Source organism: Neisseria sp. (assembly GCF_030527965.1).
Classification (GTDB): Bacteria; Pseudomonadota; Gammaproteobacteria; order Burkholderiales; family Neisseriaceae; genus Neisseria.
This window is the reverse complement of the sequence record NZ_JAUMZU010000023.1, coordinates 1-22276: the sequence shown is the minus strand read 5'-3', so window position 1 is coordinate 22276 and position 22276 is coordinate 1. Positions and strand designations below refer to the sequence as shown.

22 protein-coding genes, 1 tRNA gene and 1 other RNA gene are annotated in these 22276 nt (G+C 47.6%); 20 read left to right on the top strand and 4 right to left on the bottom strand.

The features are described 5' to 3' along the window. Nucleotides 1–2 precede the first annotated feature (2 nt). The gene (locus tag Q4A84_RS10070; protein ID WP_303088802.1) at nt 3–1088 is read left to right on the top strand and encodes a metallophosphoesterase; all 1086 of its coding nucleotides are present in this window, start codon (nt 3–5) and stop codon (nt 1086–1088) included. 62 nt (nt 1089–1150) lie between these two features. Here Q4A84_RS10070 and Q4A84_RS10065 read toward each other — a convergent pair whose 3' ends face one another. Next, a complete protein-coding gene (locus tag Q4A84_RS10065) occupies nt 1151–1393 on the bottom strand; it encodes a YdcH family protein (RefSeq protein ID WP_303088801.1) in 243 nt (80 codons plus the stop codon). 190 nt (nt 1394–1583) lie between these two features. Here Q4A84_RS10065 and Q4A84_RS10060 point away from each other — a divergent pair, with 190 nt between their 5' ends. The 9 genes from Q4A84_RS10060 (at nt 1584) to iscX (ending at nt 8831) form a co-directional block, all read left to right on the top strand. Then, nucleotides 1584–2330: a nitroreductase family protein gene (locus tag Q4A84_RS10060; RefSeq protein ID WP_303088800.1), complete on the top strand. Its 747-nt coding sequence runs from the start codon at nt 1584–1586 to the stop codon at nt 2328–2330. Between the two features lie 76 nt (nt 2331–2406). After that, nucleotides 2407–2751: a hypothetical protein gene (locus tag Q4A84_RS10055; RefSeq protein ID WP_303088799.1), complete on the top strand. Its 345-nt coding sequence runs from the start codon at nt 2407–2409 to the stop codon at nt 2749–2751. A gap of 24 nt (nt 2752–2775) precedes the next feature. Beyond that, the gene (locus Q4A84_RS10050; protein WP_303088798.1) at nt 2776–4008 is read left to right on the top strand and encodes a multifunctional CCA addition/repair protein; all 1233 of its coding nucleotides are present in this window, start codon (nt 2776–2778) and stop codon (nt 4006–4008) included. A gap of 68 nt (nt 4009–4076) precedes the next feature. Further along, the gene (gene hscB / locus Q4A84_RS10045; RefSeq protein WP_303088797.1) at nt 4077–4577 is read left to right on the top strand and encodes a Fe-S protein assembly co-chaperone HscB; all 501 of its coding nucleotides are present in this window, start codon (nt 4077–4079) and stop codon (nt 4575–4577) included. 124 nt (nt 4578–4701) lie between these two features. Then, nucleotides 4702–5478 carry a hypothetical protein gene (locus tag Q4A84_RS10040; RefSeq protein WP_303088796.1) on the top strand — a complete coding sequence of 259 codons (777 nt, stop codon included), beginning with the start codon at nt 4702–4704 and terminating at the stop codon, nt 5476–5478. Nucleotides 5479–5625: 147 nt separating this feature from the next. Further along, complete coding sequence (gene hscA, locus Q4A84_RS10035) at nt 5626–7488, top strand: Fe-S protein assembly chaperone HscA (RefSeq protein ID WP_303088795.1); 1863 nt, start codon at nt 5626–5628, stop codon at nt 7486–7488. A gap of 87 nt (nt 7489–7575) precedes the next feature. Beyond that, a complete protein-coding gene (mntP, locus tag Q4A84_RS10030; protein ID WP_303088794.1) occupies nt 7576–8157 on the top strand; it encodes a manganese efflux pump MntP in 582 nt (193 codons plus the stop codon). Nucleotides 8158–8226: 69 nt separating this feature from the next. After that, on the top strand, nt 8227–8568 hold the full coding sequence (gene fdx, locus Q4A84_RS10025) for an ISC system 2Fe-2S type ferredoxin (RefSeq protein ID WP_303088793.1): 342 nt from the start codon (nt 8227–8229) through the stop codon (nt 8566–8568). Nucleotides 8569–8636: 68 nt separating this feature from the next. After that, nucleotides 8637–8831, top strand: a complete 195-nt coding sequence (gene iscX / locus Q4A84_RS10020) for a Fe-S cluster assembly protein IscX (RefSeq protein ID WP_303088792.1) — start codon at nt 8637–8639, stop codon at nt 8829–8831. Between the two features lie 119 nt (nt 8832–8950). Here iscX and Q4A84_RS10015 read toward each other — a convergent pair whose 3' ends face one another. Next, nucleotides 8951–9451, bottom strand: coding sequence for a DUF1841 family protein (locus Q4A84_RS10015; protein WP_303088791.1), 501 nt, complete (start codon nt 9449–9451; stop codon nt 8951–8953). A 106-nt stretch (nt 9452–9557) separates the two neighbouring features. On the opposite strand from Q4A84_RS10015, the gene ssrA reads away from it, so the two are divergent. The 4 genes from ssrA to Q4A84_RS09995 all read left to right on the top strand — a co-directional run bounded on the left by ssrA (nt 9558) and on the right by Q4A84_RS09995 (nt 12257). Next, nucleotides 9558–9919: a transfer-messenger RNA gene (gene ssrA / locus Q4A84_RS10010) on the top strand. Between the two features lie 246 nt (nt 9920–10165). Continuing rightward, nucleotides 10166–10879: a hypothetical protein gene (locus Q4A84_RS10005; RefSeq protein WP_303088790.1), complete on the top strand. Its 714-nt coding sequence runs from the start codon at nt 10166–10168 to the stop codon at nt 10877–10879. 410 nt (nt 10880–11289) lie between these two features. After that, nucleotides 11290–11571, top strand: coding sequence for a helix-turn-helix domain-containing protein (locus Q4A84_RS10000; RefSeq protein WP_303088789.1), 282 nt, complete (start codon nt 11290–11292; stop codon nt 11569–11571). Further along, nucleotides 11568–12257, top strand: a complete 690-nt coding sequence (locus tag Q4A84_RS09995; RefSeq protein WP_303088788.1) for a KilA-N domain-containing protein — start codon at nt 11568–11570, stop codon at nt 12255–12257. Before Q4A84_RS10000 ends, Q4A84_RS09995 begins: the two co-directional genes overlap by 4 nt. A 135-nt stretch (nt 12258–12392) precedes the next feature. Here Q4A84_RS09995 and potE read toward each other — a convergent pair whose 3' ends face one another. Both potE and Q4A84_RS09985 read right to left on the bottom strand, forming a co-directional pair. Further along, nucleotides 12393–13712: a putrescine-ornithine antiporter gene (gene potE, locus Q4A84_RS09990; protein WP_303088787.1), complete on the bottom strand. Its 1320-nt coding sequence runs from the start codon at nt 13710–13712 to the stop codon at nt 12393–12395. Nucleotides 13713–13851: 139 nt separating this feature from the next. Then, on the bottom strand, nt 13852–16017 hold the full coding sequence (locus Q4A84_RS09985) for an ornithine decarboxylase (RefSeq protein WP_303088786.1): 2166 nt from the start codon (nt 16015–16017) through the stop codon (nt 13852–13854). 841 nt (nt 16018–16858) lie between these two features. On the opposite strand from Q4A84_RS09985, the gene tgt reads away from it, so the two are divergent. The 6 genes from tgt to rplT all read left to right on the top strand — a co-directional run bounded on the left by tgt (nt 16859) and on the right by rplT (nt 21661). After that, on the top strand, nt 16859–17974 hold the full coding sequence (gene tgt, locus Q4A84_RS09980; RefSeq protein WP_303088785.1) for a tRNA guanosine(34) transglycosylase Tgt: 1116 nt from the start codon (nt 16859–16861) through the stop codon (nt 17972–17974). A 221-nt stretch (nt 17975–18195) separates the two neighbouring features. Then, nucleotides 18196–18272 (top strand) — tRNA-Val (locus Q4A84_RS09975). Between the two features lie 108 nt (nt 18273–18380). Next, nucleotides 18381–20276 carry a threonine--tRNA ligase gene (thrS, locus tag Q4A84_RS09970; RefSeq protein ID WP_303088784.1) on the top strand — a complete coding sequence of 632 codons (1896 nt, stop codon included), beginning with the start codon at nt 18381–18383 and terminating at the stop codon, nt 20274–20276. 107 nt (nt 20277–20383) lie between these two features. Beyond that, on the top strand, nt 20384–20959 hold the full coding sequence (infC, locus tag Q4A84_RS09965) for a translation initiation factor IF-3 (RefSeq protein WP_303088783.1): 576 nt from the start codon (nt 20384–20386) through the stop codon (nt 20957–20959). 136 nt (nt 20960–21095) lie between these two features. Continuing rightward, nucleotides 21096–21293, top strand: a complete 198-nt coding sequence (rpmI, locus tag Q4A84_RS09960) for a 50S ribosomal protein L35 (RefSeq protein ID WP_002232040.1) — start codon at nt 21096–21098, stop codon at nt 21291–21293. A gap of 11 nt (nt 21294–21304) precedes the next feature. After that, complete coding sequence (gene rplT / locus Q4A84_RS09955) at nt 21305–21661, top strand: 50S ribosomal protein L20 (RefSeq protein WP_303088782.1); 357 nt, start codon at nt 21305–21307, stop codon at nt 21659–21661. Nucleotides 21662–22276: the final 615 nt, after the last annotated feature.

Here is a 22276-nt window from a genome sequence, read left to right as displayed (position 1 = left end):
TCATGTTTTTCGCATTCATTTTTATCATCATTCAAGCGCTTACTTTCTGTTTTGCCAAATGCGGGCAATGGTTTTTCAAAACGCCAAAAGGCAGCGCCAAGCACCGCCTGCTGCTTATCGGCACTTTCGTTTTCAGCAACGGCATTCTGGTTTTAACTATGCTGCGCCATTGGCACGTTATGTTTCGCATCAGCGCAGGGTGGATATTAATCATGCTGTTTACCCTGTTTGCCGCCATCGCCGTAGCATTATTATGGCTGGCGCTGAAAAAATCGGTAGCCAAGCCCAAGCTGGACATATGGTTGCGCGCATTCGGCGCATTGTTTTTGTGCGGCATCATCGCCTGCGCAATTTACAACGCTTACACGCCAGTGATCAGGCATCTAAGCATTACTATAGACAAACCGTTAGACAAGCCGCTACGCATCGGCATGGCCAGCGACTTGCATTTGGGCTATCTCTTCCGCAACCGGCAGCTTGACGAATTGGCTGCCATTATGGATAAAGAAAAAGTCGATATCATCCTGCTGCCCGGCGACATTATGGATGACGACACCGATGCCTACCAAGCCTTGCACATGCAGCCCGACCTGATGAAGCTGCGCGCGCCGCTGGGCGTTTACGCCACCATGGGCAATCACGATTTGCTTGGCCACGAACGGGACATCCATCAAGCTCTGACCTCAGCCGGAATCAAGGTACTCAGCGATGACGTTATCAAAATCGACAATCGCTTCTGGCTAATCGGCCGCCCCGACGACAATATGCGCAGCCGCCAAAGCACCGAAAGCCTGCTGCTCAAAGCCGATGCCAACCAGCCCGTATTCCTGCTCGACCACCGCCCGTCGGAAATCGAAAAACACGCCAAACTGCCGATTGACTTGCAAGTTTCCGGCCATGTGCACAATGGGCAGGTTTTCCCCGCCAACATCATCGTGAAATTCCTCAACCGCCTCGCCTACGGCTATGAAAAAATAGGCATGGGTCATTATGTCGTTACTTCAGGCTACGGTTTCTGGGGCATACCGTTTCGCTTAGGCTCGCAATCCGAAGTGTGGATTATCGACGTAAAATCTGATAAGCCGTAACCGCGAGTTGTAAAAATGCCTGTCTGAATGTTCAGACAGGCATTTAATATTCGATTACCCGATTAAATTTTCACTTGGGCTTTTTTTGCCTCTGCATTTTTCAGCAATTGATACAATTCGTCTTTCAACGCCAATTTTTTCATTTTCAGATTTTCAATTTCCTCAGCAGCCGAAACAGCAGTTACCTCGTTATTTTCCAAGCTGGCAATTTTATCGTCCAACTCGTTATGCTCGTCAAACAAACGGGCAAAGTGTGCATCTTCTTGTTTTAATTTTGAAATCAAATCACGATATTCAGGAAACATATTTAAATCCTCTTGGTTGAACAATATTTAAAGCAAGAAACCCAACGGCCTCCCTGTAACTTTCATTTTTATTATAACAAACGCAATCTTTCATGACACGACATTTTTAGCCGCGCTTGACCTACCGCAAAGCCGGAAACAGGCATAAAATCAGGCCTGTTTATAACCGCCCGCACATCAGGAACATCGCATGAATCCGACTATCAACTTGTTGAAAAATCACCGCACCTACCGCCGCTTCAAAGCCGGCGAAACCATCCCGCCGGAAAATCTGCAAGCCATCATCGACTGCGCGCGCCAAGCCCCCTCGTGGATGAACGGTCAACATTACACCATCATCAATATCACTTCCCCCGAATTGCGCGCCCGCATCAGCCAACTGCAACCGGCCAACCCGCAAATCAGCGAATGTGCCGTTTACCTTATTTTTATTGCCGACTTGCACAAGGCCGACCTCTGCTGCCAAGCCTATGAAGGCAATTTTTCAGCGGCCGGCACCCCCGACGCATTTATGACTGCCATAACCGACACGGCGCTCGCCGCACAAAATGCCGTAACCGCCGCCGAAAGCCTCGGTTATGCCACCTGTTACACCGGTGGCATCCGCCAAATTGCCACACAATTAATCGAATGGCTTAAGCTGCCGCAACACACCTTCCCCGTTACCGGCCTGTGTATCGGCACCCCCGACGTCGAAATGCGCATTAAGCCCCGCCTGCCGCAGGCAGCCGCCTATGCAGAAAACCAATATCCGACCGACCAAAGCCTGTCTGAAAGCCTCGCCGCATACGAAGAAACCCTACGCCAATTTGCCGAAGCGCGCGAAACGCTGCCCTATCGCGAAAAATTCGCCCGTTACTACAGCCGCCCTTACGCGCCCGAAAACCTCGAACTGATCCAAAAAGCCGGTTGGCTGACCTGGCAGCAGGAAAAATAAACGGCAGATACACAACCGCTATATAATGCCTGCCTGAAACCAACGTTTTTTTCAGACAGGCATAGCTTCGGAATACATGAAAAAATACACCCCGCGCCAATATCAGCACATTTACGGCATAGGCTACCAATTCATCAAGCCGCAAGGCCGTAATCAATGGTATCCGATTAACGAAGACCGTTGGGAGCTGCCGCCGGGCGAAACTTTCTTTTTTACCGATGAAACCCTCTATCTGCCGCTGCAAGCCCGCCTCAACGTACAAATGAAACTGGCTTCAGACAATGCCGAAGCACGCCTGCAAAAAGCACTGCGCGAAGACGCTCTGCGCGAAATCGCCCGCAATCTGAAAGCCAGCCTGGATGAAGAAAAGCTCGCCCAAGCCATCGATTTTTTCAGCCGGCAAGACGAATGGTTCGAATAATTTTTTCAGACAGGCATTAACACCATGCAAACCTATCTCGTCGGCGGCGCCGTACGCGACCGCCTGCTCGGATTAGAAACCCAAGACCGCGACTGGGTCGTGGTCGGAGCCGACGCACAAACCATGCTGGATTTGGGCTACCACCCCGTCGGCAAAGACTTCCCCGTATTCCTCCATCCCGAAAGCCGCGAAGAATACGCCCTCGCCCGCACCGAGCGCAAAACCGCCAAAGGCTATGCCGGTTTTACCTTTCACGCCGACAAAAGCATCACCCTAGAGCAAGACTTGCTGCGCCGCGACCTCACCATCAACGCCATCGCCCAAGACAGCAACGGCAAGCTCATCGACCCCTACGGCGGCCAAGCCGACCTGCGCAACCGCATCCTGCGCCACGTTTCCCCCGCTTTCGCCGAAGACCCGGTGCGCATCCTGCGTACCGCCCGTTTCGCCGCACGCTACGATTTCAGCATCGCCCCCGAAACCATGGCGCTGATGCGGCAAATGGTGGCAGCCGGCGAGGCCGATGCGCTGGTAGCCGAACGTGTGTGGCAGGAGCTGGCCAAAGGGTTGATGGAGCCGCAACCCGGCCGCATGATTGAAACCTTGCGCGAATGCGGCGCATTGAAAGTGATTCTGCCCGAAGTCGACGCCCTGTTCGGCGTACCCGAGCGCATCGACTATCATCCCGAAGCCGACAGCGGCATCCATACTCTACTGGTATTGCAACGCGCCGCCGATCTGCAACTGACCCTGCCCGAACGCTACGCCGCATTGGTACATGATTTAGGCAAAGCCCTCACCCCGCCGAATATCCTGCCTTCACACCACGGTCACGACATCGCCGGCGTCAAACCGATACAGGCCGTCAACGCACGCTGGCGCGTGCCCAAAGCCTGCGGCGAACTGGCCCTATTGGTGAGCCGTTGGCACATCCTGCTGCACAGCGCCGCCCAGCTCAAACCCGCCACCGTGTTAAAAGTCCTCAAGCAAACCGACGCCTTTAGGCGCAGCGAACGCTTCGAGCAAGCGCTTAACGTCTGCCAAGCCGATGCGCAAGGCCGGCTCGGTTTGCAAAACGCACCCTATCCGCAGCGGGAACACTGGCTTTCCCTATTGGCCGCCGCCCGCAACATCGACACCGCCGCCATTGCCGCCGCCCATGCAGGCGAACCGCAAAAAACCGCCGCCGCCATCGATGCCGCCCGACTGGCTCGAATCAAGCCGTTGCAACAGCTCTACCGCCAAGGCAGCGCATAGGATACTTGCCGATTAGCCATAAGCATCCTACACTAATGCCTGTCTGAAAAAAGCCGATACATACCGTCATGCACTATTTCGAACTGTTCAATCTAACGCCCGCATTCCAACTCGACGAAGCCGCGCTGGAGCAAACTTACCGCCAACTGGCTGCCCGCTTCCACCCCGACAAATACGCCGCCGCCTCATCATTCGAGCAGCGCGAAGCCATGATGATGGCCTCCACCGTAAACGAAGCCTACCGCACGCTCAAATCGCCCATCGACCGCGCCGCCTATCTGCTTAAAGCACAAGGCATCGACGCCGACGCACCCGAGCACACCGCTTACGCACCCGAATTTCTAATGCAGCAAATGGAATGGCGGGAAACGCTGGAAGACGCCCGCGCCGAATCCGACGAAGCCGCCCTTAATGCATTGGAACAAGAAATCCTATCCCATCAAACCGAGCTTTATTCCAAGCTGGCCACCGCATTTTCCGCCGCCGAATACGAATCTGCCGCCCTATTGGTACGCCAAGGCCGCTTCCTAAACAAACTACATCAGGAAATTCACAATGCCTTGTCATAACAGCGGCTTACACAAGTTCCGAAATGTAAATGCCTGCCTGAAAAAGTAAAACCGCTTTCAGGCCAGCCTTAGCCGTCGCACAATCCCGTTTCCCCAAGCCGGAACACAGTGTAAGCCAAAGCCCATGCACCGCAATACGGCTTCGGCCGAATTGGTCGATAAACATACATTTAAACCTGAAAACGCCCGCCGAGATAAATCCGGCTGCATCTTCAAGCCGCATTCTTTAGAATCCGGCCAAACCACACAACAAAAGTATGCCAAAATGAAGAAACACCTGCTTATTCCTTTAGTTACCATCCTAGCCCTCAGCGCCTGCCAACCGGCCGCACACAACGCCGGACGCAAAGAAAAAGCCCTGCGCTTCATCATCAGCCACCCGATTGCCGCCTTCAAAATCGGTATGAAAGCCGACCGCGCCCGCAACATCACCACCAATTCCGTGCGCTTCTCCATCCATCTGGGCCTGAACGACACCTTCAATCCAGATGGTCGCGGCACCCAAGTCAACGCCGTACGCCACACCCTGTGGCAAGCCACCATTACCTCGCGCTTCAGCGCCACCGTCGCCAAAGAAGCAGGCGACGCCTATGAAAAAGACAATACCCCGCCCGATCCGAATAAAACCGAATTCAACAAACTTTATGACGCCGACGAAAGCGTAGACCTGCGCAACAACGCCATCGGCCGCGGCATCGGTGACGCCAATAAAAACGCCGAAATGAAAACCATCGTCCGCGCCATTCTCGATCGTTATCACACCGAAGGCCTCTGGCAGATTTTCCCCGAAGAGCGCGAAGGCAAAACCGTTTACCAAATCCGCCTGACCCAGCTCAACGACACCGATTACCAAAAAGCCGTATCGGAATTGGAAACGCTCAACCAATACGGCGGCAAATAAATCCCTCGCCCACCGTCCCTAATGCCTGTCTGAAACATTTCTCAACCTTTCAGATAGGCATATTTTATTCCTGAGTGATTTACTCAACTATAGCGAATCTGATAAAATACCGCCGATTAAAAATAAACCTTCAAAGGCACACAAACCATGGCTCTCCTACAAATCGCCGAACCCGGCCTTTCCGCCGCGCCGCACGCGCACCGCTTGGCCGCAGGCATCGATTTAGGCACCACCAACAGCCTGGTCGCCTCCGTAAAAAGCGGCAGCGCCGTCTGCATTGCCGACGAACAAGGCCGGGTTACCCTGCCGTCCATCGTCCGTTATTGCGAAAGCACACGCATCGAAATCGGCTACGACGCACTCAAAGCCCAGAAAACCGATCCGCTCAACACCATCTCCTCAGCCAAGCGCCTGATCGGCCGCACCTTAAACGACCTACACCAAGACGACCGTTACCTGCCCTACCGTTTCGGCGAAAACAAGCGCATTATCGAGTTACAAACGCGCCAAGGCGCCAAAACCCCGATAGACGTTTCCGCCGAAATCCTGCGCACCCTGAAGGCCCGCGCCGAAGCTAACCTCGGCGGCGATTTGGTCGGTGCCGTGATAACCGTACCGGCCTACTTCGACGATGCCCAACGCCAAGCCACCAAAGATGCCGCGCGGCTGGCAGGTATCAACGTACTCCGCCTGCTTAACGAACCGACGGCAGCAGCCATCGCCTACGGTCTCGACAACGCTTCCGAAGGCATTTTCGTCGTATACGACCTCGGCGGCGGCACTTTTGACGTTTCCGTATTACAGCTTTCCCAAGGCCTGTTTGAAGTCAAAGCCACCGGCGGCAACAGCGCGCTGGGCGGCGACGATTTCGACCACCGCCTGTTTTGCCATCTGCTTGAACAAAACAACCTTTCCCAGCTTAACGAACAAGACAATCAACTTCTGTTAAGCCTAACCCGCGAAGCCAAAGAAACGCTTACCAAGAACACCAGCGCCACCATCCGAGCCACTCTTTCCGACGGCCGCTCGGTCAACAGCACCGTTACCCGCCAAGAATTTCAAAACCTGACCCAGCCGCTGGTTGCCAAAACCATAGAGCCGGTTAAACAAGCGCTCAAAGATGCCGGCGTTACCAAAGCCGATATCAACGGCGTGATTATGGTCGGCGGCGCCACCCGTATGCCGCACGTACAGCAAGCCGTTGCCACCTTTTTCGGCCAAACGCCGTTAAACAACCTGAACCCCGACGAAGTCGTCGCCCTCGGTGCCGCCATGCAAGCCAACGTACTGGCCGGCAACAAAAACGACAGCGAATGGCTTTTGCTCGATGTAACCCCGCTCTCGCTCGGTCTGGAAACCTACGGTGGATTGGTTGAAAAAATCATCCCGCGCAATTCAACCTTGCCCACCGCGCGCGCGCAAGATTTCACTACCTTTAAAGACGGCCAAACCGCCATGACCATCCATGTCGTTCAGGGGGAACGCGAATTGGTGGCCGATTGCCGCAGCCTCGCCAAATTTACCCTGCGCGGCATTCCGCCGATGGCCGCAGGTGCCGCGCGCATTCGCGTTACCTTCCAAGTCGATGCAGACGGCCTGCTTTCCGTATCCGCCCGCGAGCAATCCACCGGCATACAAGCCCAAATCGAAGTCAAACCTTCTTATGGCCTCGACGATGAAACCATTACCCGCATGCTGAAAGAAAGCATGTCCAACGCTTCCGAAGATATGGCAGCCCGCGCCCGCGCCGAAGCGATTGTCGAAGCGGAAGGCCTAACCAGCGCCGTACAAGCCGCATTGGAATTGGACGGCGATTTGCTGAACGAAACGGAGCAACATGACATCCGAACGGCCATAGCCGCTTTGGAAAACTTGGTTCAGACAAGCGAAGCCGAAGCCATCCGCAACGCCGTTGCGGCACTCGGCCATGCGACCGATGATTTTGCCGCCAAGCGGATGAACCGCAATATCCAGCGGGCGCTGACTGGGCAAAAAATAGAAGAAATCTAATCAAGCCTGCTTAAACAAACCGTTTCCGTTTCTTCTCAACCAGTTCGGAAACCGCTAACAATAAAAACAATTCAAGGAACCTTAAACATGAGTGCATATGCAATAATCATATTAGCATTCGCCATGTCGATGGACGCTTTCGCCGCCTCCGTTGTAAAAGGTGCGGTCATCAACCAACCCAGCCCTAAAGAAGTTTTAAAAATTGCCCTTCTTTTCGGCATCGTCGAAACCATTACGCCCTTAATCGGTTGGGTCGGCGGCTCGGTCGCCCAACAATTTATCGCCGACTGGGATCATTGGGTGGCTTTCACCCTGCTGCTGCTCGGTTGCAAAATGATACACGAAGGCATCACCCACAATAACGACGATGAAACACAACAAGAGTGTAAGAAAAAAAACAGTTACCTTTTGCTCCTGACCACTGCGATAGCCACCAGCATCGATTCCATGATTGTCGGCGTCGGGCTGGCGTTTCTCGATGTCAACATTACCGTTACCGCCATCGCCATCGGCGCCGCCACAACTTTGATGTCGGCCATCGGTGTTGTTTTAGGCCGCTTCCTCGGCGCCGCCGTCGGCAAACGCGCCGAAATCTTCGGCGGCATCGTTTTGATTATCATTGGCTCATCCATTTTGGTCGAACATTTAGGGCTGTTCAAAGCGTCGTAAACCTACGGCCAAGCACTAGCAAATCAGGTACAATGCCTGTCTGAAAACAAACATATAGGAAACACACACATGCCGAAAGTTACCGTACTGCCCCACGCAGACCTCTGCCCCGAAGGGAAAACCATTGAAAACGCCCCCGAAGGTCAAACCATCTGCGATTTATTATTGGATAACGATATCGAAATTGACCATGCCTGCGAAAAATCCTGCGCCTGCACCACTTGTCACGTTATCGTGCGCAAAGGTTTCGACAGCTTGGAAGAACCGAGCGAAATCGAAGAAGACCTGCTGGATCAGGCTTGGGGCTTAGAAGCCGAATCCCGCCTAAGTTGCCAGGCCAAAGTATCGGATGAAGATTTGGTTGTGGAAATTCCGAAATACACCATCAACCATGCCCGCGAACACCACTAAACCAACACAGCAACCGGCTGAAAAATAAACAATAAAGCCCAATCGAAAAATATCAAAGGAACAGCACCATGAAATGGACCGACACACAACGTATCGCAGAAGAACTCTATGATAGCCACTCCGATACCGATCCGAAAACCGTTCGTTTTACCCAATTACGCGAACTGATTCTTGCCCTGCCCGATTTTGACGACGACCCCGCACGCTGCGGAGAAAAAATTCTCGAAGCCGTACAGCAAGCGTGGATAGACGAAGCAGAATAAACAAAAGCCTGTCTGAAAATTTTCAGACAGGCTTTCTTACATTCAAATAACTCGGCAAGCTTAAGGCCAATACCAAACCCAAACCATTGCTCACGAAAACAAATCAAATTCACATCCGATCAACGCCCGCTGATTTTATCAGACAGCCCCACTTCATGCGGATTGATTCGAGCATTGTCCTCCTGCCCCAATCCCACCAACTTACGCAAGCGCGTCATATAAGCATTCACATCCAAACCGCGCCCGAAACGTTGCGCCTCCCACAAAGTTTCAGCCAACGCTTCCATCATATCGTGCTCGGCCTTCACCCAGTCGCCATGATATTTGGCACATAATTGCTCATGAATCGAGCGTATGCCCGGCGGCTGATCAATGCCTGCCTGCTCCTGTATCGAAAGATGGAGCGACATATGCAGAAACGGATTACTTTCCCCTTCCTTAGGCGTCCAAGTTTTATCCAGATAATCCTCAATATTTTCCAGATAACGACCGTATTCAGGGTGCGCTTCAATGATGCGCAACGCCTTTTGCTGCAACGCATCCAATTGCAAAGGCGCCAATCGGTGCTGCCATACTTGCGCAAAAAAACGACGCACGTCATGCGTGTTCACGTCATACATACATCCCAGCCCTTTTCTCAAATATTCATTTTCAGACAGGCATTATACCCGCAAACGACAAACTGGTAATTCAAAGCCATCTCACGTATAATCAGACTCCCAATCTGGGGGCGATCTTGGTTTCGACGGGGGTTGCGAAGCAGATGCGGGCATACCGGGGTCTCAGATTCCCGTAAAACACTGAACGAAAATAGTCGCAAACGACGAAACTTACGCTTTAGCCGCTTAAGGCTAGCCGTTGCAGCAGTTGGTCAATGGGCTGTGTAGCGCAAGCTACCGCAACGTCATTTCACATTGACTGGTTTCCTGTCGGGTTACTTGGCAGGGAATAAGATTTAAGGTAACTGGTTTCCCGCGAGCCTGTCTGTCGGCGCAAGGGGAATAAGACACTAAGTTGACAAGACTAAGTATGTAGAACGCTTTGTAGAGGACTTTCGGACGGGGGTTCAATTCCCCCCGCCTCCACCAAATTATGTTTTCAGCAATATGTTGAAACACCAACAAAACTCCTAGAAAATCAAAAATCTAGGAGTTTTTTTAATATCTGTTGCATACCTACATTAAGCCGCCCTGTCGTTTATCTGAACATTGGGTACAATTAGGTTTCAAATTAGGAGCTTATTGATATTAAGACATCAAACTACGGTCGTGAAACTACTACCGCTGGTTAAGCATAAGGGCGTTAAAGCGATTGTTTAAGAGGAGTTTAAGAAGATGGAAGCGCAATTAACATCGGTAGAATTACCTGATTTATCTGATTGGAAATTACCACCACTATACACTATAGAGCAAGCTGCCTTGCTATGGGGAGGAATTGATCCAAGCACAATATCCAATTTTCAAGAGGCCGAAAAAATAGCTCATCCGGCACAATACCGTCGTGCTTGTATTGCACGACAGGCATTCTTAAGCGGAATCATTTTGAGAACCCTTACAGTACAACAACTGTTTTTAGTTAATGATTTTAACGGCTCCTTATATCCAGCAAATCAAAAAACCGATAGTTTCAGTATTGATGAAGTTTGTATTTCTCAAACATTAGTAATGCGGGACGTACTCATAGAATGGGCCAAACGCGAACAATGTTATACGTTACGCCAGACACTGTCGAAAAATAAAACACCACAAGTAAAAACCGAAACCATTACACAGCCTGAAACTACTTTAAAAATTGAATCTAAGCCGCTTCAACCTTCTTATCCAACCCCTGAATTTGAAGTCGCTTGCACTGTTGTTAAAGAATATTGGAATAAACTAGAAAAAGGAAAAAAGCCGCCTAAGGAGGCAGAAATTCAGGATTTTATTGCAAAAACCCTAGAAAAACACTTAGGTTGTAAACCATCACAAGCCGCAATTACTCGTGTAGATACCCTTACCCGTCCCCAACAATTTAAAAACAGGCAAAAAAACAATAAAGTTAATGGTTAAACGCTGAAACCCTTACTATATCTAACTTACAGAACGGTTAAACCCTGATTTCATTCAATTGGTTTAACCGTTTTTCTATTGCGTATAACCCATATATAACCCGCAAAATTGCCGTATGAAAACACCAGCAATCCGCTGGCTGTTACAAATGGAGATATAAAACCATGCAGCAAGTCAACTTATCAAACTTACTCGATAACGCCCGGCCAACTATGGCTGAACTAGAAACAATCAAAGCACGCCATCACGAAGGCATTACCCCATTGATCCGGCTTTCAAATACAGCGATTAGAAACAGCAAGATTTTTCCCGCAAAACCGAAAAGCACAAGGCGCCAAATGCCATTTGCATGTGACAAGCAGAATCAAGCAATGGCTGCACAATCAAGTCAACGCATAAGGGAGCTGACCATGAAAACAGAAACGACCGCACAAAGCGGCCAATTCCAATCGCAAACGAATTATGCTCCGATTCGTTTTACTGGCAATCATACTCAACGCCATCAAGAACGGCCGCACAGTATGCTTGAGCTTCGAGCAATGCGTATTTGCTGCCCTACTCCTCGTGCCTTGGCACTGCTCAAACGTGGCCACCACATTACCCCAACATGGTGTGAAGAAACCAGCAGCACAGGAGTAAAGCACCGTATCGGTATTTATTCACTGGCATCTCAAAAAGGAGCGGAAAAATGAAAACGATCACACTTGATTATCAAGGTTCGGCCGTTTACTCCACCCGTGAAGCATGGTTTAACGCTACCGAGATTGCCGCCATGTTCAGTAAACAACTCTACGAGTGGCTGCAGCTCCCTGAAACAGAACGGTATATAGAAGCCTTATTAAAACGTGAAACAGAAAAACAATCAGCAAGTGATAAAAGATTTTCCCGTATCACAAAAGCCCATTTCATCAAAACAAGAAAAGATCATTCAAAGTCTTTCACTAAAGACATATGGCTGCACCCCAAACTAGCTTCAGCCTTTGCCCGCTGGTGTGATATTGATTTTGCCCTATGGTGCGACGAGCAAATAGAAACCCTGATTGCAAATGGTAAAGACTGGCATGCTGCAAGAGCTGAAAGTAAATTGGGCTTTCAAGTCATGGCTGAAATCATAAAGGCCTCCCGCCAAGCTTCGGGTAAAGATACCAAACCCTATCATTACAGCAATGAGGCGTTATTGTGCAACGCCGCTTTAACTGGGCAATTCAAACCTGTAAAGCGTAACCGGTTGAATAAAGCAGCCCTTACCATGCTGATACGTTTGGAAGCTCGTAATGCAGCCTTAATCGGCCAAGGCTTGCCTTATGAGAAGCGCAAGGCTTTATTGTTTGAACATTCAACGGGAGAACGGAAAAAGTTTCAGGCAGGCATTGTGTAAAAGCCCGTATTGGTATTTTAAGCTTACTTTGCCGGTTATGATCTAGAACCGGCAAAGCGGGCTTAAACAAACAATTAAAAACACCATTGCCATGAATACACAGCAATGGTGTTTTTAATTCTTGAACACAAAATCTTAGAAAGGCTCATGAAGGTCATATTTTTTGGAAACAACCTTACCGTAGAGTACCCAGCCTGCAAAGACAACCATACTACCCCAATACATGGCTTCCATACCGGCACCGTAAAGTGCATAGAAGCTATATAAGTTACCAAGGAAGGCGATGATGCTGGTAAACACCATTTCTTTATGAGGTACATTAGATGCTTTTTGCAACACAATAATGGCAGACATCGATAAGATATATGGAATCAAGTTGGTCACTACTGCCAAATTAACCAAAATATCAAATTGTTTGCTCAAGCTCGGGCTGATGGTCATCAATGCCAAAGCGGTTTGTATTACACCAATGATAACCATACCAACGAGAGGAGTATTGTTTTTAGTGGCAATACCGAATGGTTTAACGAAGTAACCTTCATCAGCACCGGTTTTGAATACTTGGGCAATTGTAAACTGCCAACCCAACAATGAACCGGTACAAGAGATAACCATAAGGCCCATAATAATTTTACCGATGAGCGGATTGTTAAACATAGTGGCAAACAAAATACCAAACGGTGCGTCAGAGGAAGCCAATTCGGCATTCGGTACGATACCAGCCACAACGTTAGTTGATACGATATAGATGATTGCAGTAATCAGCGTGCCCCATAATACGGCGATAGGTACGTTTTTCTCAGGATTGTCAACTGCTTCGGAGTTGGCACAGGCAGATTCCAAGCCTAAGAAAGCCCACAGGGTGATGGCAATAGAAGCAGGAACAGCTTCACCCAACGACATATTATGTGGATTCCATGCGCCGGCATACATGCTTGGATTGAACCAGAACCAACCAATCACTGAAACACCAACAACAGGGATAACAACACCCCAAACGGTAAAACTACTGATTTTACCTGTAATAGAAGCACCACCAAAGTTGGCCACCATGGTTGCCCATACAAATAGGATAGTACCAATCGCAACATGCAATGGTGACAAATCCCAGCCCATTAACACTTTAAGATAGCCCACGGCCGAAATGGCAATGGCAACGTTTGCAATCAATAGCGAAACGGCATAAGTGTAGTTGGCCATGAAGTTACCGCCTTTGCCGAAAGAGTACTCGGCATAACCGCCCATACCACCACTTTTTTTGCTGAACCGTCCGCATTTGGCGAAAGCGTAGGCCAAACACATGGAACCAACGGCTGTTACCAGCCACGATAAAATAGATATTGTACCTACCTGAGCCAGTTTGCCAGGTAGCATGATAATGCCCGAACCCATCATATTGACGACTGTCAGAATGGTCAATTGGACAACGCTCATTTTATTTTTAGATGCTGCCATGATTTTCTTCCTTATTATCATAAGACCAATTAATTCAAAAAGATCCTATTAATTCTGATGCTGCAGTGGTTTTGAGCCTTCAAAAGTGTGTATTCAAAACCACTGCAATGAACTCATGTTAGTGAGTTATTCATACAGCTTATGCATCTTTATCTACAACATGACCGAATGCTCGGCGGCTGCCGTCTGGCTGCTCTTGCAGATAAACACCTTGAATTTCCGGCTCGAAGCCCGGCAGGCAGTTGATACCTTCTTCTAAGGCCAGGAAGTATTTCTGCACCGCACCGCCCCATATTTCACCGGGAACAGTACACAACACGCCGGGAGGATAAGGCAATGCACCTTCTGCCGCGACTTCGCCGGCAATCTCGCTGAGTTTAACCAGTTTGACCTGATTGCGGATCAGAGCTTGCTGTGCATCATAAGGACTCATCGCTTGTTTCGGCCAACCGTCTGCACGGAACATTTCGCGTTGCAACTCTTTCATATTGTTGCGGGCGTAAAAATCGTGCATTTCTTGGCATAAACGTCGGATGGTGTAACCTTTATAGTAGTCTGCATGTTTGCCGTAAACTGTTGGCAATACTTCGCTCATCGGGCTATCGTTGATGATATGCTGCTCAAAGCGGGTAATCAGCGCTACCAAATGTTGCAGCTTGGCCAAGTTTTCAGACGGTGTTAACAGGAATAGAATCGAATTCAGGTCACATTTTTCCGGCACGATACCGTTATCGCGCAAGAAGTTGGCCAAAATAGTGGCCGGTACGCCGAAGGAGTCGTATTCGCCGGTTTCCACTTTAATACCGGGAGTGGTCAGCATGAATTTGCAAGGGTCAACAAAATATTGATCTTTGGCGTAGTTTGGGAAAGCATGCCATTTTGCACCCGGTTCGAATTTGAAGAACCGCAGATCGTCCAGAATGGTTTCGGTAGGATAATCCTGCCAAGGTTTGCCATCTACTTCAGTAGGAATAAACGGTTTGACCAAAGAGCAATTGTTCAATATCAATTTGCGTGCTTCTATACCTACGCGTACGCAGTCGCGCCACATTTTTTTACCGGCTTCGCCGTCATGCATTTTGGCGTTGACATCCAAGGCGGCAAACATAGGATAGAACGGGCTGGTTGATGCATGCATCATGAAAGCGTTATTGAAACGTTTGTGGTTGCAATAACGTTTTTGCCCTTTGATATGGCTGTCTTTTTTGTGAATCTGAGAAGCCTGAGAGAAACCGGATTGTTGTTTGTGTACTGATTGAGTAACAATGATACCGGGGTCGTTCTCATTGAGTTCGAGCAACAGAGGCGAGCAATCGCGCATCATCGGAATAAATTGTTCATAGCCAACCCATGCCGAGTCGAACAAGATGTAATCGCATAGATGACCGATTCTGTCGACCACTTGTCTGGCGTTGTAAATCGTACCGTCGTAAGTGCCGAGCTGAATTACAGCCAAGCGGAAAGGACGCGCTTCATCTGCACGTTTAGGATCAACTTTGCGGATTTGCTCGCGGATATATTTTTCGTCAAAGCATGCTTCATCGATACCGCCGATAAAGCCGTAAGGGTTACGTGCGGTTTGCAGATAAACAGGTTTGGCACCGTTCATCATCAAAGCGCCCAAGTGAATCGATTTATGGTTATTGCGGTCAAATAAGATCAAATCATCTTTAGCCAGCAAAGCACTGGTTACCACTTTGTTGGACATTGACGTACCATTTAACACGAAATAGGTTTTATCCGCGTTATAAACTTTGGCCGCATGTTTTTGCGCTTCGCAAGCAGGGCCTTCGTGGATAAGCAAGTCGCCTAAACGCACGTCGGCATTACACAAGTCGGCACGGAATAAGGTTTCGCCAAAGAAATGGAAGAACTCACGTCCGGAGGGATGTTTTGAGAAGAACTGCCCGCCTTGGTGTCCGGGGCAGTCAAATTCAGAATAACCGCGTTTGGTATATTGTTTTAATACTTTAAAGAATGGTGGTGCTAAAGTTTCAGCGTATCCGTCTGCCGCGGCTTCTACTTGTTTACCGTAATAATGGCGGCTACCAAATCCCAATTGTAATACGCCGCTTAATTCCGACAACACACCATCAGGAATTTGCTCGTCAGGTTGCAATCCTATAAAGATAGGAATATTGAAACCGGTATTCCGAACTCTAGCGATCGTTTCGACTGCTTGCTCTGCAGAAACGACAACCGCTCCCACATTGGTAAAGTCGGTTTGCTGCAAATCTACAGTTTCATAATCGGTAATAAAACCTGCTTGCACAGAAGGACTGACTGCAATTTTTAGATATTTCATGATAAATCTCCTAATTTAAAATGTAGGAACTGAATAAACAACGAACTGCACTAACTAAATATTTAAAGTCAAGATGAAGTAGATTGGTTTAAACAACACACCATTTTCGCAAGATTTTCAATTGCGATTTGGTCTTTCGGCACCAAACTAATTCTCATATTCTTTTAAATATAAATAAAAATTTTTTTAGCCAATACCATTGCATTCTCGGCACATACATTCATGTTGGTGCCGAAATTTTTCAATATCATTAATATGCTCACACTTTACTGCTAACGATCTTCAACAGTCAATCCGTACATGGCAAAATTCACTCGCATCAAGCACCCTACGCTTATGCAAACATACTATCGAGCTTTATTTTCTTTTTAATAACAGGCAATAACATCGCCGCGTTAGTGCTTTTAATAATCACTGAAAATACTTTGCTCTGTCGCTTTAAAGCATCATTTTTTTCATCAACTATTCAAAAATAAATCATACTAGGTAACTCTCCCCAAATTTCTTACCGAAATCAGATGGTGTAAGTCATCTAAAACCTATATTTCTAAGCAAATCCAAGCATTGTTGACAAATACACAGCTTCGAAGAGGAGCTTTAATATTGGTCTCAATAGGCTAACATAATGACCAATCAATAATCGATTAACAAATAAAAAACTACTTGCCACTACTTTTTTCAGCAAACACGTTTGAATTTAAATGAATGCCTGTCTGAAAACATTTTCAGACAGGCATCTTATCTTTCCCTCAACAGCCAAGCCGTCTTATTTCGAGGCATATACACAAAGAAATAAGAAAAATCGCGGTATAATCGCCCATTTCAAAATTTCGAAGACGCCATGCTGAAATTCACCTTGCATCAAACTGACGGCCATGCTCGTCGCGGCACACTGGAACTCAACCACGGAAAAATCGAAACGCCCGTTTTCATGCCCGTCGGAACATACGGTTCGGTTAAAGCGATGACGCCGCAGAATCTCAACGACATCAAAGCACAAATCATACTCGGCAACACGTATCACCTATGGTTGCGACCCGGACTTGAAGTTATTGAAAAATTCGGCGGCTTACACCAATTTATCGGCTGGAACAAACCGATTCTGACTGATTCCGGCGGTTTCCAAGTATTCTCGCTTTCCGATATGAGAAAACTTACCGAAGAAGGCTGTACCTTTAAAAGCCCGGTTAACGGAGATAAATTGTTTTTATCTCCGGAAATCTCTATGAAAATCCAAACGGTATTAAATTCAGATATCGTGATGCAGCTCGATGAATGCACACCGGGCGAAGCTTCTTATCAGCAAGCGAAATCATCGCTTCAAATGAGTTTGCGCTGGGCCGAACGCTCAAAAACCGCATTTGAAAAACTCAACAACCCCAATGCCTTGTTCGGCATCGTGCAAGGCGCCATGTATGAAGACTTGCGCGAGGAATCGTTAAAAGGTTTAGAGCAATTCGACTTTCCCGGATTAGCCATCGGTGGTTTGTCGGTGGGCGAACCCAAACCCGAAATGTACCGTATGCTACGGGCCGTCGGCCCCATATTGCCTGAGCACAAACCGCATTACCTAATGGGTGTCGGCACACCGGAAGATTTGGTTTATGGCGTTGCACACGGCGTGGACATGTTCGATTGCGTCATGCCCACCCGCAATGCCCGCAACGGTTGGCTCTTTACCCGCTTCGGCGATTTGAAAATTAAAAATACCGCTCATAAGCACGATACCCGACCAATAGACGAAAGCTGCACCTGTTACGCTTGTCAAAACTTCAGCCGTGCCTATCTGCACCATTTACACAAGGCAGGCGAAATCTTAGGTGCTCAATTAAATACCATTCATAATTTACATTTTTATCAGGTTATTATGGCGGAAATGCGTGATGCAATTGAAGAACGCCGTTTCAACGATTGGCAAGCCCAATTCCATAAAAATCGTGCCCGAGGTGTGAATTAAAGGTTTTTCAGACAGGCATAAACTGTTCTTTTTCATTTAATCTTCAACACAAACAGGCAAACGACACTTAGATACAATAAGTTTCTAATGAACGTTGACAATAAAAACGGCTGATAGATAGCACGGTTCTGATTTCAGCCATCGCAAATTTCCGTTATCAGCAGAAGTGCGGGTAATCTTGAAAAAAGCTCGCGCGTAATGCTAAAATAGATGCTTTAAACAGGCACGTAGCTCAGTTGGTTAGAGCACCACCTTGACATGGTGGGGGTCGTTGGTTCGAATCCAATCGTGCCTACCAGTTTTCCAAACAACAAAAGCGGCATAGCTTTTGTTGTTTATTTACATTATAAGTTAGAGGCTATTTCAGATAAGCCTCGATAATATCTTGCGTTTGGAGCATTTTCCGATGATTGACATTACCCTGCCCGACGGTTCAGTCCGCCAATATGAAGCCCCCGTAACCGTGGCGCAAATTGCCTCAAGCATCGGTTCTGGTTTGGCGAAAGCAACGGTCGCAGGCAAAGTAAACGGACGTTTGGTAGATGCTTCCGATCCAATCAACGAAAATGCCACCGTACAAATCATTACACCCAAAGACCCCGAAGGCGTCGAAATCATCCGACACTCATGCGCCCACTTGGTAGGCCATGCCGTAAAGCAGCTGTACCCCGACGCCAAAATGGTTATTGGCCCCGTCATTGAAGACGGTTTTTATTATGATATTGCAACGGAAAAACCGTTTACGCCGGAAGATATCTCTGCCATCGAAACCCGAATGAAAGAGCTTATCTCGCAAGATTATGATGTAATCAAAGTTATGACGCCCCGCTCCGAAACCATCAAAACCTTCCAAGAGCGAGGCGAAGAATACAAGCTACGCCTGATTGAAGATATGCCCGATGTCGAATCGATGGGCTTATACCATCATCAGGAATACGTAGATATGTGCCGTGGCCCGCACGTACCGAACACCCGCTTTCTAAAAAACTTCAAGCTTACCAAACTGGCAGGAGCATACTGGCGCGGCGACAGCAACAACGAAATGTTGCAACGCATTTACGGCACGGCTTGGGCCAGTAAAGAAGAGCTTAAAGCCTATATCCAGCGCATTGAAGAAGCCGAAAAACGCGATCATCGAAAATTGGGCAAACAGCTGGATTTATTCCATCTGCAAGACGAAGCACCGGGTATGGTATTCTGGCATCCCCGCGGCTGGACATTATGGCAAATTATCGAACAACACATGCGTCGCGAATTAGAAGCCGCCGGTTACCAAGAAGTGAAAACACCGCAGATTCTGGATAAAACGTTCTGGGAAAAATCCGGGCACTGGGAAAACTATAAAGACAATATGTTTACCACTCATTCGGAAAAGCGCGATTACGCCGTTAAACCGATGAATTGCCCCGGCCATGTACAGATTTTTAACCACGGCCTGCGTTCCTACCGAGATTTACCGATGCGTCTGGCAGAGTTCGGCTCGTGTCATCGCAACGAACCGAGCGGCGCACTACACGGGCTTATGCGTGTACGCGGTTTTGTGCAAGACGATGCGCATATTTTCTGTACTGAAGAGCAAATCACAGAAGAAGCCAAAGCATTCAATCAGTTGGTCATGAAAGTTTACCGCCAATTCGGTTTTGAGAATGTCAATGTAAAACTGTCGCTGCGCCCTGAAAAGCGCGCAGGAAGCGATGAAATCTGGGATAAGGCAGAACAAGGTCTTCGTGAAGCACTGACGGCTTGTGGCGTAGAATGGGGAGAGTTACCCGGAGAAGGCGCGTTCTATGGCCCGAAAGTGGAATATCACATTAAAGATGCGTTGGGTCGTTCTTGGCAATGCGGCACCATTCAGCTTGATTTTGTCTTGCCTGAAAGATTGGGTGCTGAATACGTTACCGAAGAAAACGGCCGTGCCCGCCCCGTGATGTTGCACCGTGCGATACTTGGCTCAATGGAACGCTTTATCGGCATTCTTATTGAAGAGCATGCCGGTTCTTTCCCTTTATGGCTGGCACCCATACAAATGGTTGTCATGAATATCACCGAAAAACAGGCTAATTATTGTCGAGACGTTGTGGAAAAATTGAAAGCTGCAGGCTTCCGCGCCGAATTGGATTTACGTAACGAGAAAATCGGTTATAAAATCCGCGATAACAGCCAATACCGTTATCCTTATCAGATAGTAGTCGGTGAGAAGGAAAAAGAGAACAATCAGGTTGCTGTACGCCGTAAGGCAGAAGACTTAGGCAGCATGGAGCTCGATGAATTTATTAAACTATTGAAAACAGAACAAAATTAAATAAACACTTACAAATTTATATCGAAGCATTAAAACTTTATCGGAACAATCAAAACAGTTAAACAAGAATATGTTGCTTGTAATATAATTCTTAGGCTGTCTGAAAAATGGTGCATTGCAACAAAGCAAGCCCTTATTTATTAACTTTTATAGGAGTATCTACCATCGCACAAGAACGCGAAGCACGGATCAATGGCGAGATTACGGCCAAGGAAGTGCGTTTAATCAGTAGCACCGGCGAGCAGCTCGGTGTTGTATCGGTAAAAGAAGCTTTAGCCATGGCAGAAGAACAAGACATTGATTTGGTAGAGATTTCACCTACTGCCAAACCACCAGTCTGCAAATTAATGGACTTCGGCAAATATAAATACGAGCAGTCCAAAAAGCGTGATGAAGCCAAGAAAAAGCAAAAACAAGTACAAATTAAGGAAATCAAATTCCGCCCGGGTACTGACGAAGGCGATTATCAAATCAAAATGCGCAATATCAACCGCTTTTTAGCCGACGGAGATAAAGTTAAAGTAACGTTGCGTTTTCGCGGCAGAGAAATGGCGCACCAAGAATTCGGCGCACAGCTGCTTGAACGGGTAAAAGAAGATTTGGCCGACGTGAGCAGCATAGAATCCTTCCCTAAAATGGAAGGTCGGCAAATGGTTATGATGATTGCGCCAAAGAAAAAATAAGATTATAATAATTAGCTTGTTTTGCCGAGCCGCAGCAAAACATGTACTTAAGCGGCAAAAATCGTGGTATTCGGGTTTCAAGTATTTTGATATCAAAATCCCCTTATACCTTATCTAATAAATAATGGAGTTTCCCATGCCTAAAATGAAAACCAAGTCGAGCGCAAAAAAACGCTTCAAAGTACTGGGTAATGGTGGTGTGAAACGCGCCCACGCGTTCAAACGTCACATCTTAACCAAAAAAACCACTAAAAACAAACGCCAACTGCGCGGCACTTCTATGGTGAACGATCGCGATTTGGCTTCTGTTGCCAAAATGTTACCCTACGCTTAAGGAGTTAGAATATGCCACGCGTAAAACGCGGTGTGACCGCACGTGCCCGCCATAAAAAAGTATTAGCGCTAGCCAAAGGCTACCGCGGTCGTCGTAAAAACGTCTATCGTGTAGCCAAACAGGCCGTTATGAAAGCCGGTCAGTATGCCTATCGTGACCGTCGCCAACGTAAACGCCAATTTCGTCAACTTTGGATCGTGCGTATCAATGCAGGGGCCCGTCAAAACGGTTTGTCTTACAGCAAATTCATGAACGGCCTGAAACGCGCTGCCATTGAAATTGATCGTAAGGTATTGGCCGATTTGGCTGTATTCGACAAAGCTGCATTTGCCCAATTGGTAGAAAAAGCCAAAACAGCATTGGCTTAACGGCTACACAACAGATATGATAAAAAAAGGAAACCTAAAGGTTTCCTTTTTTTATCCCCAAACCTCTCAAAACAAGTTTAACAGAGTTACTATTAATAATATATGAAATAGATAACTTTGTAATTTATTCGAGATAAGCCTCCAAAAAAAAATTAAATTTCTAAGAAATTTAAAATAGGTTTATCGGGAGTCGAAACAGATTTATGAATTGTGCTAATCAATCGGTTAAAAAACGCAATGTATGAGATAATTTAGATAGGGCATCGCATCTCAATTCAGGGGCCGGGGGTGCGGATCACCAATCCAACCTCCGGCAACCTGATTCAGCTCATTCTCATTTAATCACTTCTAGGAATTTACAGCCACAAAGTAATCCCGAGTATAAACAGCACTACCACCGCTGATGCCCTCTAAAGCTTCTAAATCAACTATTCAAACATTCTTTTTTCATATTAAGCTCCTTCATATTAAAAAAAATTGAAATTAGCTAGAATCCCGTTAAATGCCAAATTTATAATTTATGGCAAAATCAATATGTTAAGGCCTAGCAAAAAATTTAAAAAGGGGCTGTCCTAGATAACTAGGGAAATTCAAATTTAAGTTAGAATTATCCCT

Coding starts and splice junctions, on each gene's coding strand:
- Q4A84_RS10070 (WP_303088802.1), top strand. CDS start 3: ATGTTTTTCGCATTCATTTTTATCATCATTCAAGCGCTTACTTTCTGT.
- Q4A84_RS10065 (WP_303088801.1), bottom strand. CDS start 1,393: ATGTTTCCTGAATATCGTGATTTGATTTCAAAATTAAAACAAGAAGAT.
- Q4A84_RS10060 (WP_303088800.1), top strand. CDS start 1,584: ATGAATCCGACTATCAACTTGTTGAAAAATCACCGCACCTACCGCCGC.
- Q4A84_RS10055 (WP_303088799.1), top strand. CDS start 2,407: ATGAAAAAATACACCCCGCGCCAATATCAGCACATTTACGGCATAGGC.
- Q4A84_RS10050 (WP_303088798.1), top strand. CDS start 2,776: ATGCAAACCTATCTCGTCGGCGGCGCCGTACGCGACCGCCTGCTCGGA.
- hscB (WP_303088797.1), top strand. CDS start 4,077: ATGCACTATTTCGAACTGTTCAATCTAACGCCCGCATTCCAACTCGAC.
- Q4A84_RS10040 (WP_303088796.1), top strand. CDS start 4,702: ATGCACCGCAATACGGCTTCGGCCGAATTGGTCGATAAACATACATTT.
- hscA (WP_303088795.1), top strand. CDS start 5,626: ATGGCTCTCCTACAAATCGCCGAACCCGGCCTTTCCGCCGCGCCGCAC.
- mntP (WP_303088794.1), top strand. CDS start 7,576: ATGAGTGCATATGCAATAATCATATTAGCATTCGCCATGTCGATGGAC.
- fdx (WP_303088793.1), top strand. CDS start 8,227: ATGCCGAAAGTTACCGTACTGCCCCACGCAGACCTCTGCCCCGAAGGG.
- iscX (WP_303088792.1), top strand. CDS start 8,637: ATGAAATGGACCGACACACAACGTATCGCAGAAGAACTCTATGATAGC.
- Q4A84_RS10015 (WP_303088791.1), bottom strand. CDS start 9,451: ATGTATGACGTGAACACGCATGACGTGCGTCGTTTTTTTGCGCAAGTA.
- Q4A84_RS10005 (WP_303088790.1), top strand. CDS start 10,166: ATGGAAGCGCAATTAACATCGGTAGAATTACCTGATTTATCTGATTGG.
- Q4A84_RS10000 (WP_303088789.1), top strand. CDS start 11,290: ATGAAAACAGAAACGACCGCACAAAGCGGCCAATTCCAATCGCAAACG.
- Q4A84_RS09995 (WP_303088788.1), top strand. CDS start 11,568: ATGAAAACGATCACACTTGATTATCAAGGTTCGGCCGTTTACTCCACC.
- potE (WP_303088787.1), bottom strand. CDS start 13,712: ATGGCAGCATCTAAAAATAAAATGAGCGTTGTCCAATTGACCATTCTG.
- Q4A84_RS09985 (WP_303088786.1), bottom strand. CDS start 16,017: ATGAAATATCTAAAAATTGCAGTCAGTCCTTCTGTGCAAGCAGGTTTT.
- tgt (WP_303088785.1), top strand. CDS start 16,859: ATGCTGAAATTCACCTTGCATCAAACTGACGGCCATGCTCGTCGCGGC.
- thrS (WP_303088784.1), top strand. CDS start 18,381: ATGATTGACATTACCCTGCCCGACGGTTCAGTCCGCCAATATGAAGCC.
- infC (WP_303088783.1), top strand. CDS start 20,384: ATGGTGCATTGCAACAAAGCAAGCCCTTATTTATTAACTTTTATAGGA.
- rpmI (WP_002232040.1), top strand. CDS start 21,096: ATGCCTAAAATGAAAACCAAGTCGAGCGCAAAAAAACGCTTCAAAGTA.
- rplT (WP_303088782.1), top strand. CDS start 21,305: ATGCCACGCGTAAAACGCGGTGTGACCGCACGTGCCCGCCATAAAAAA.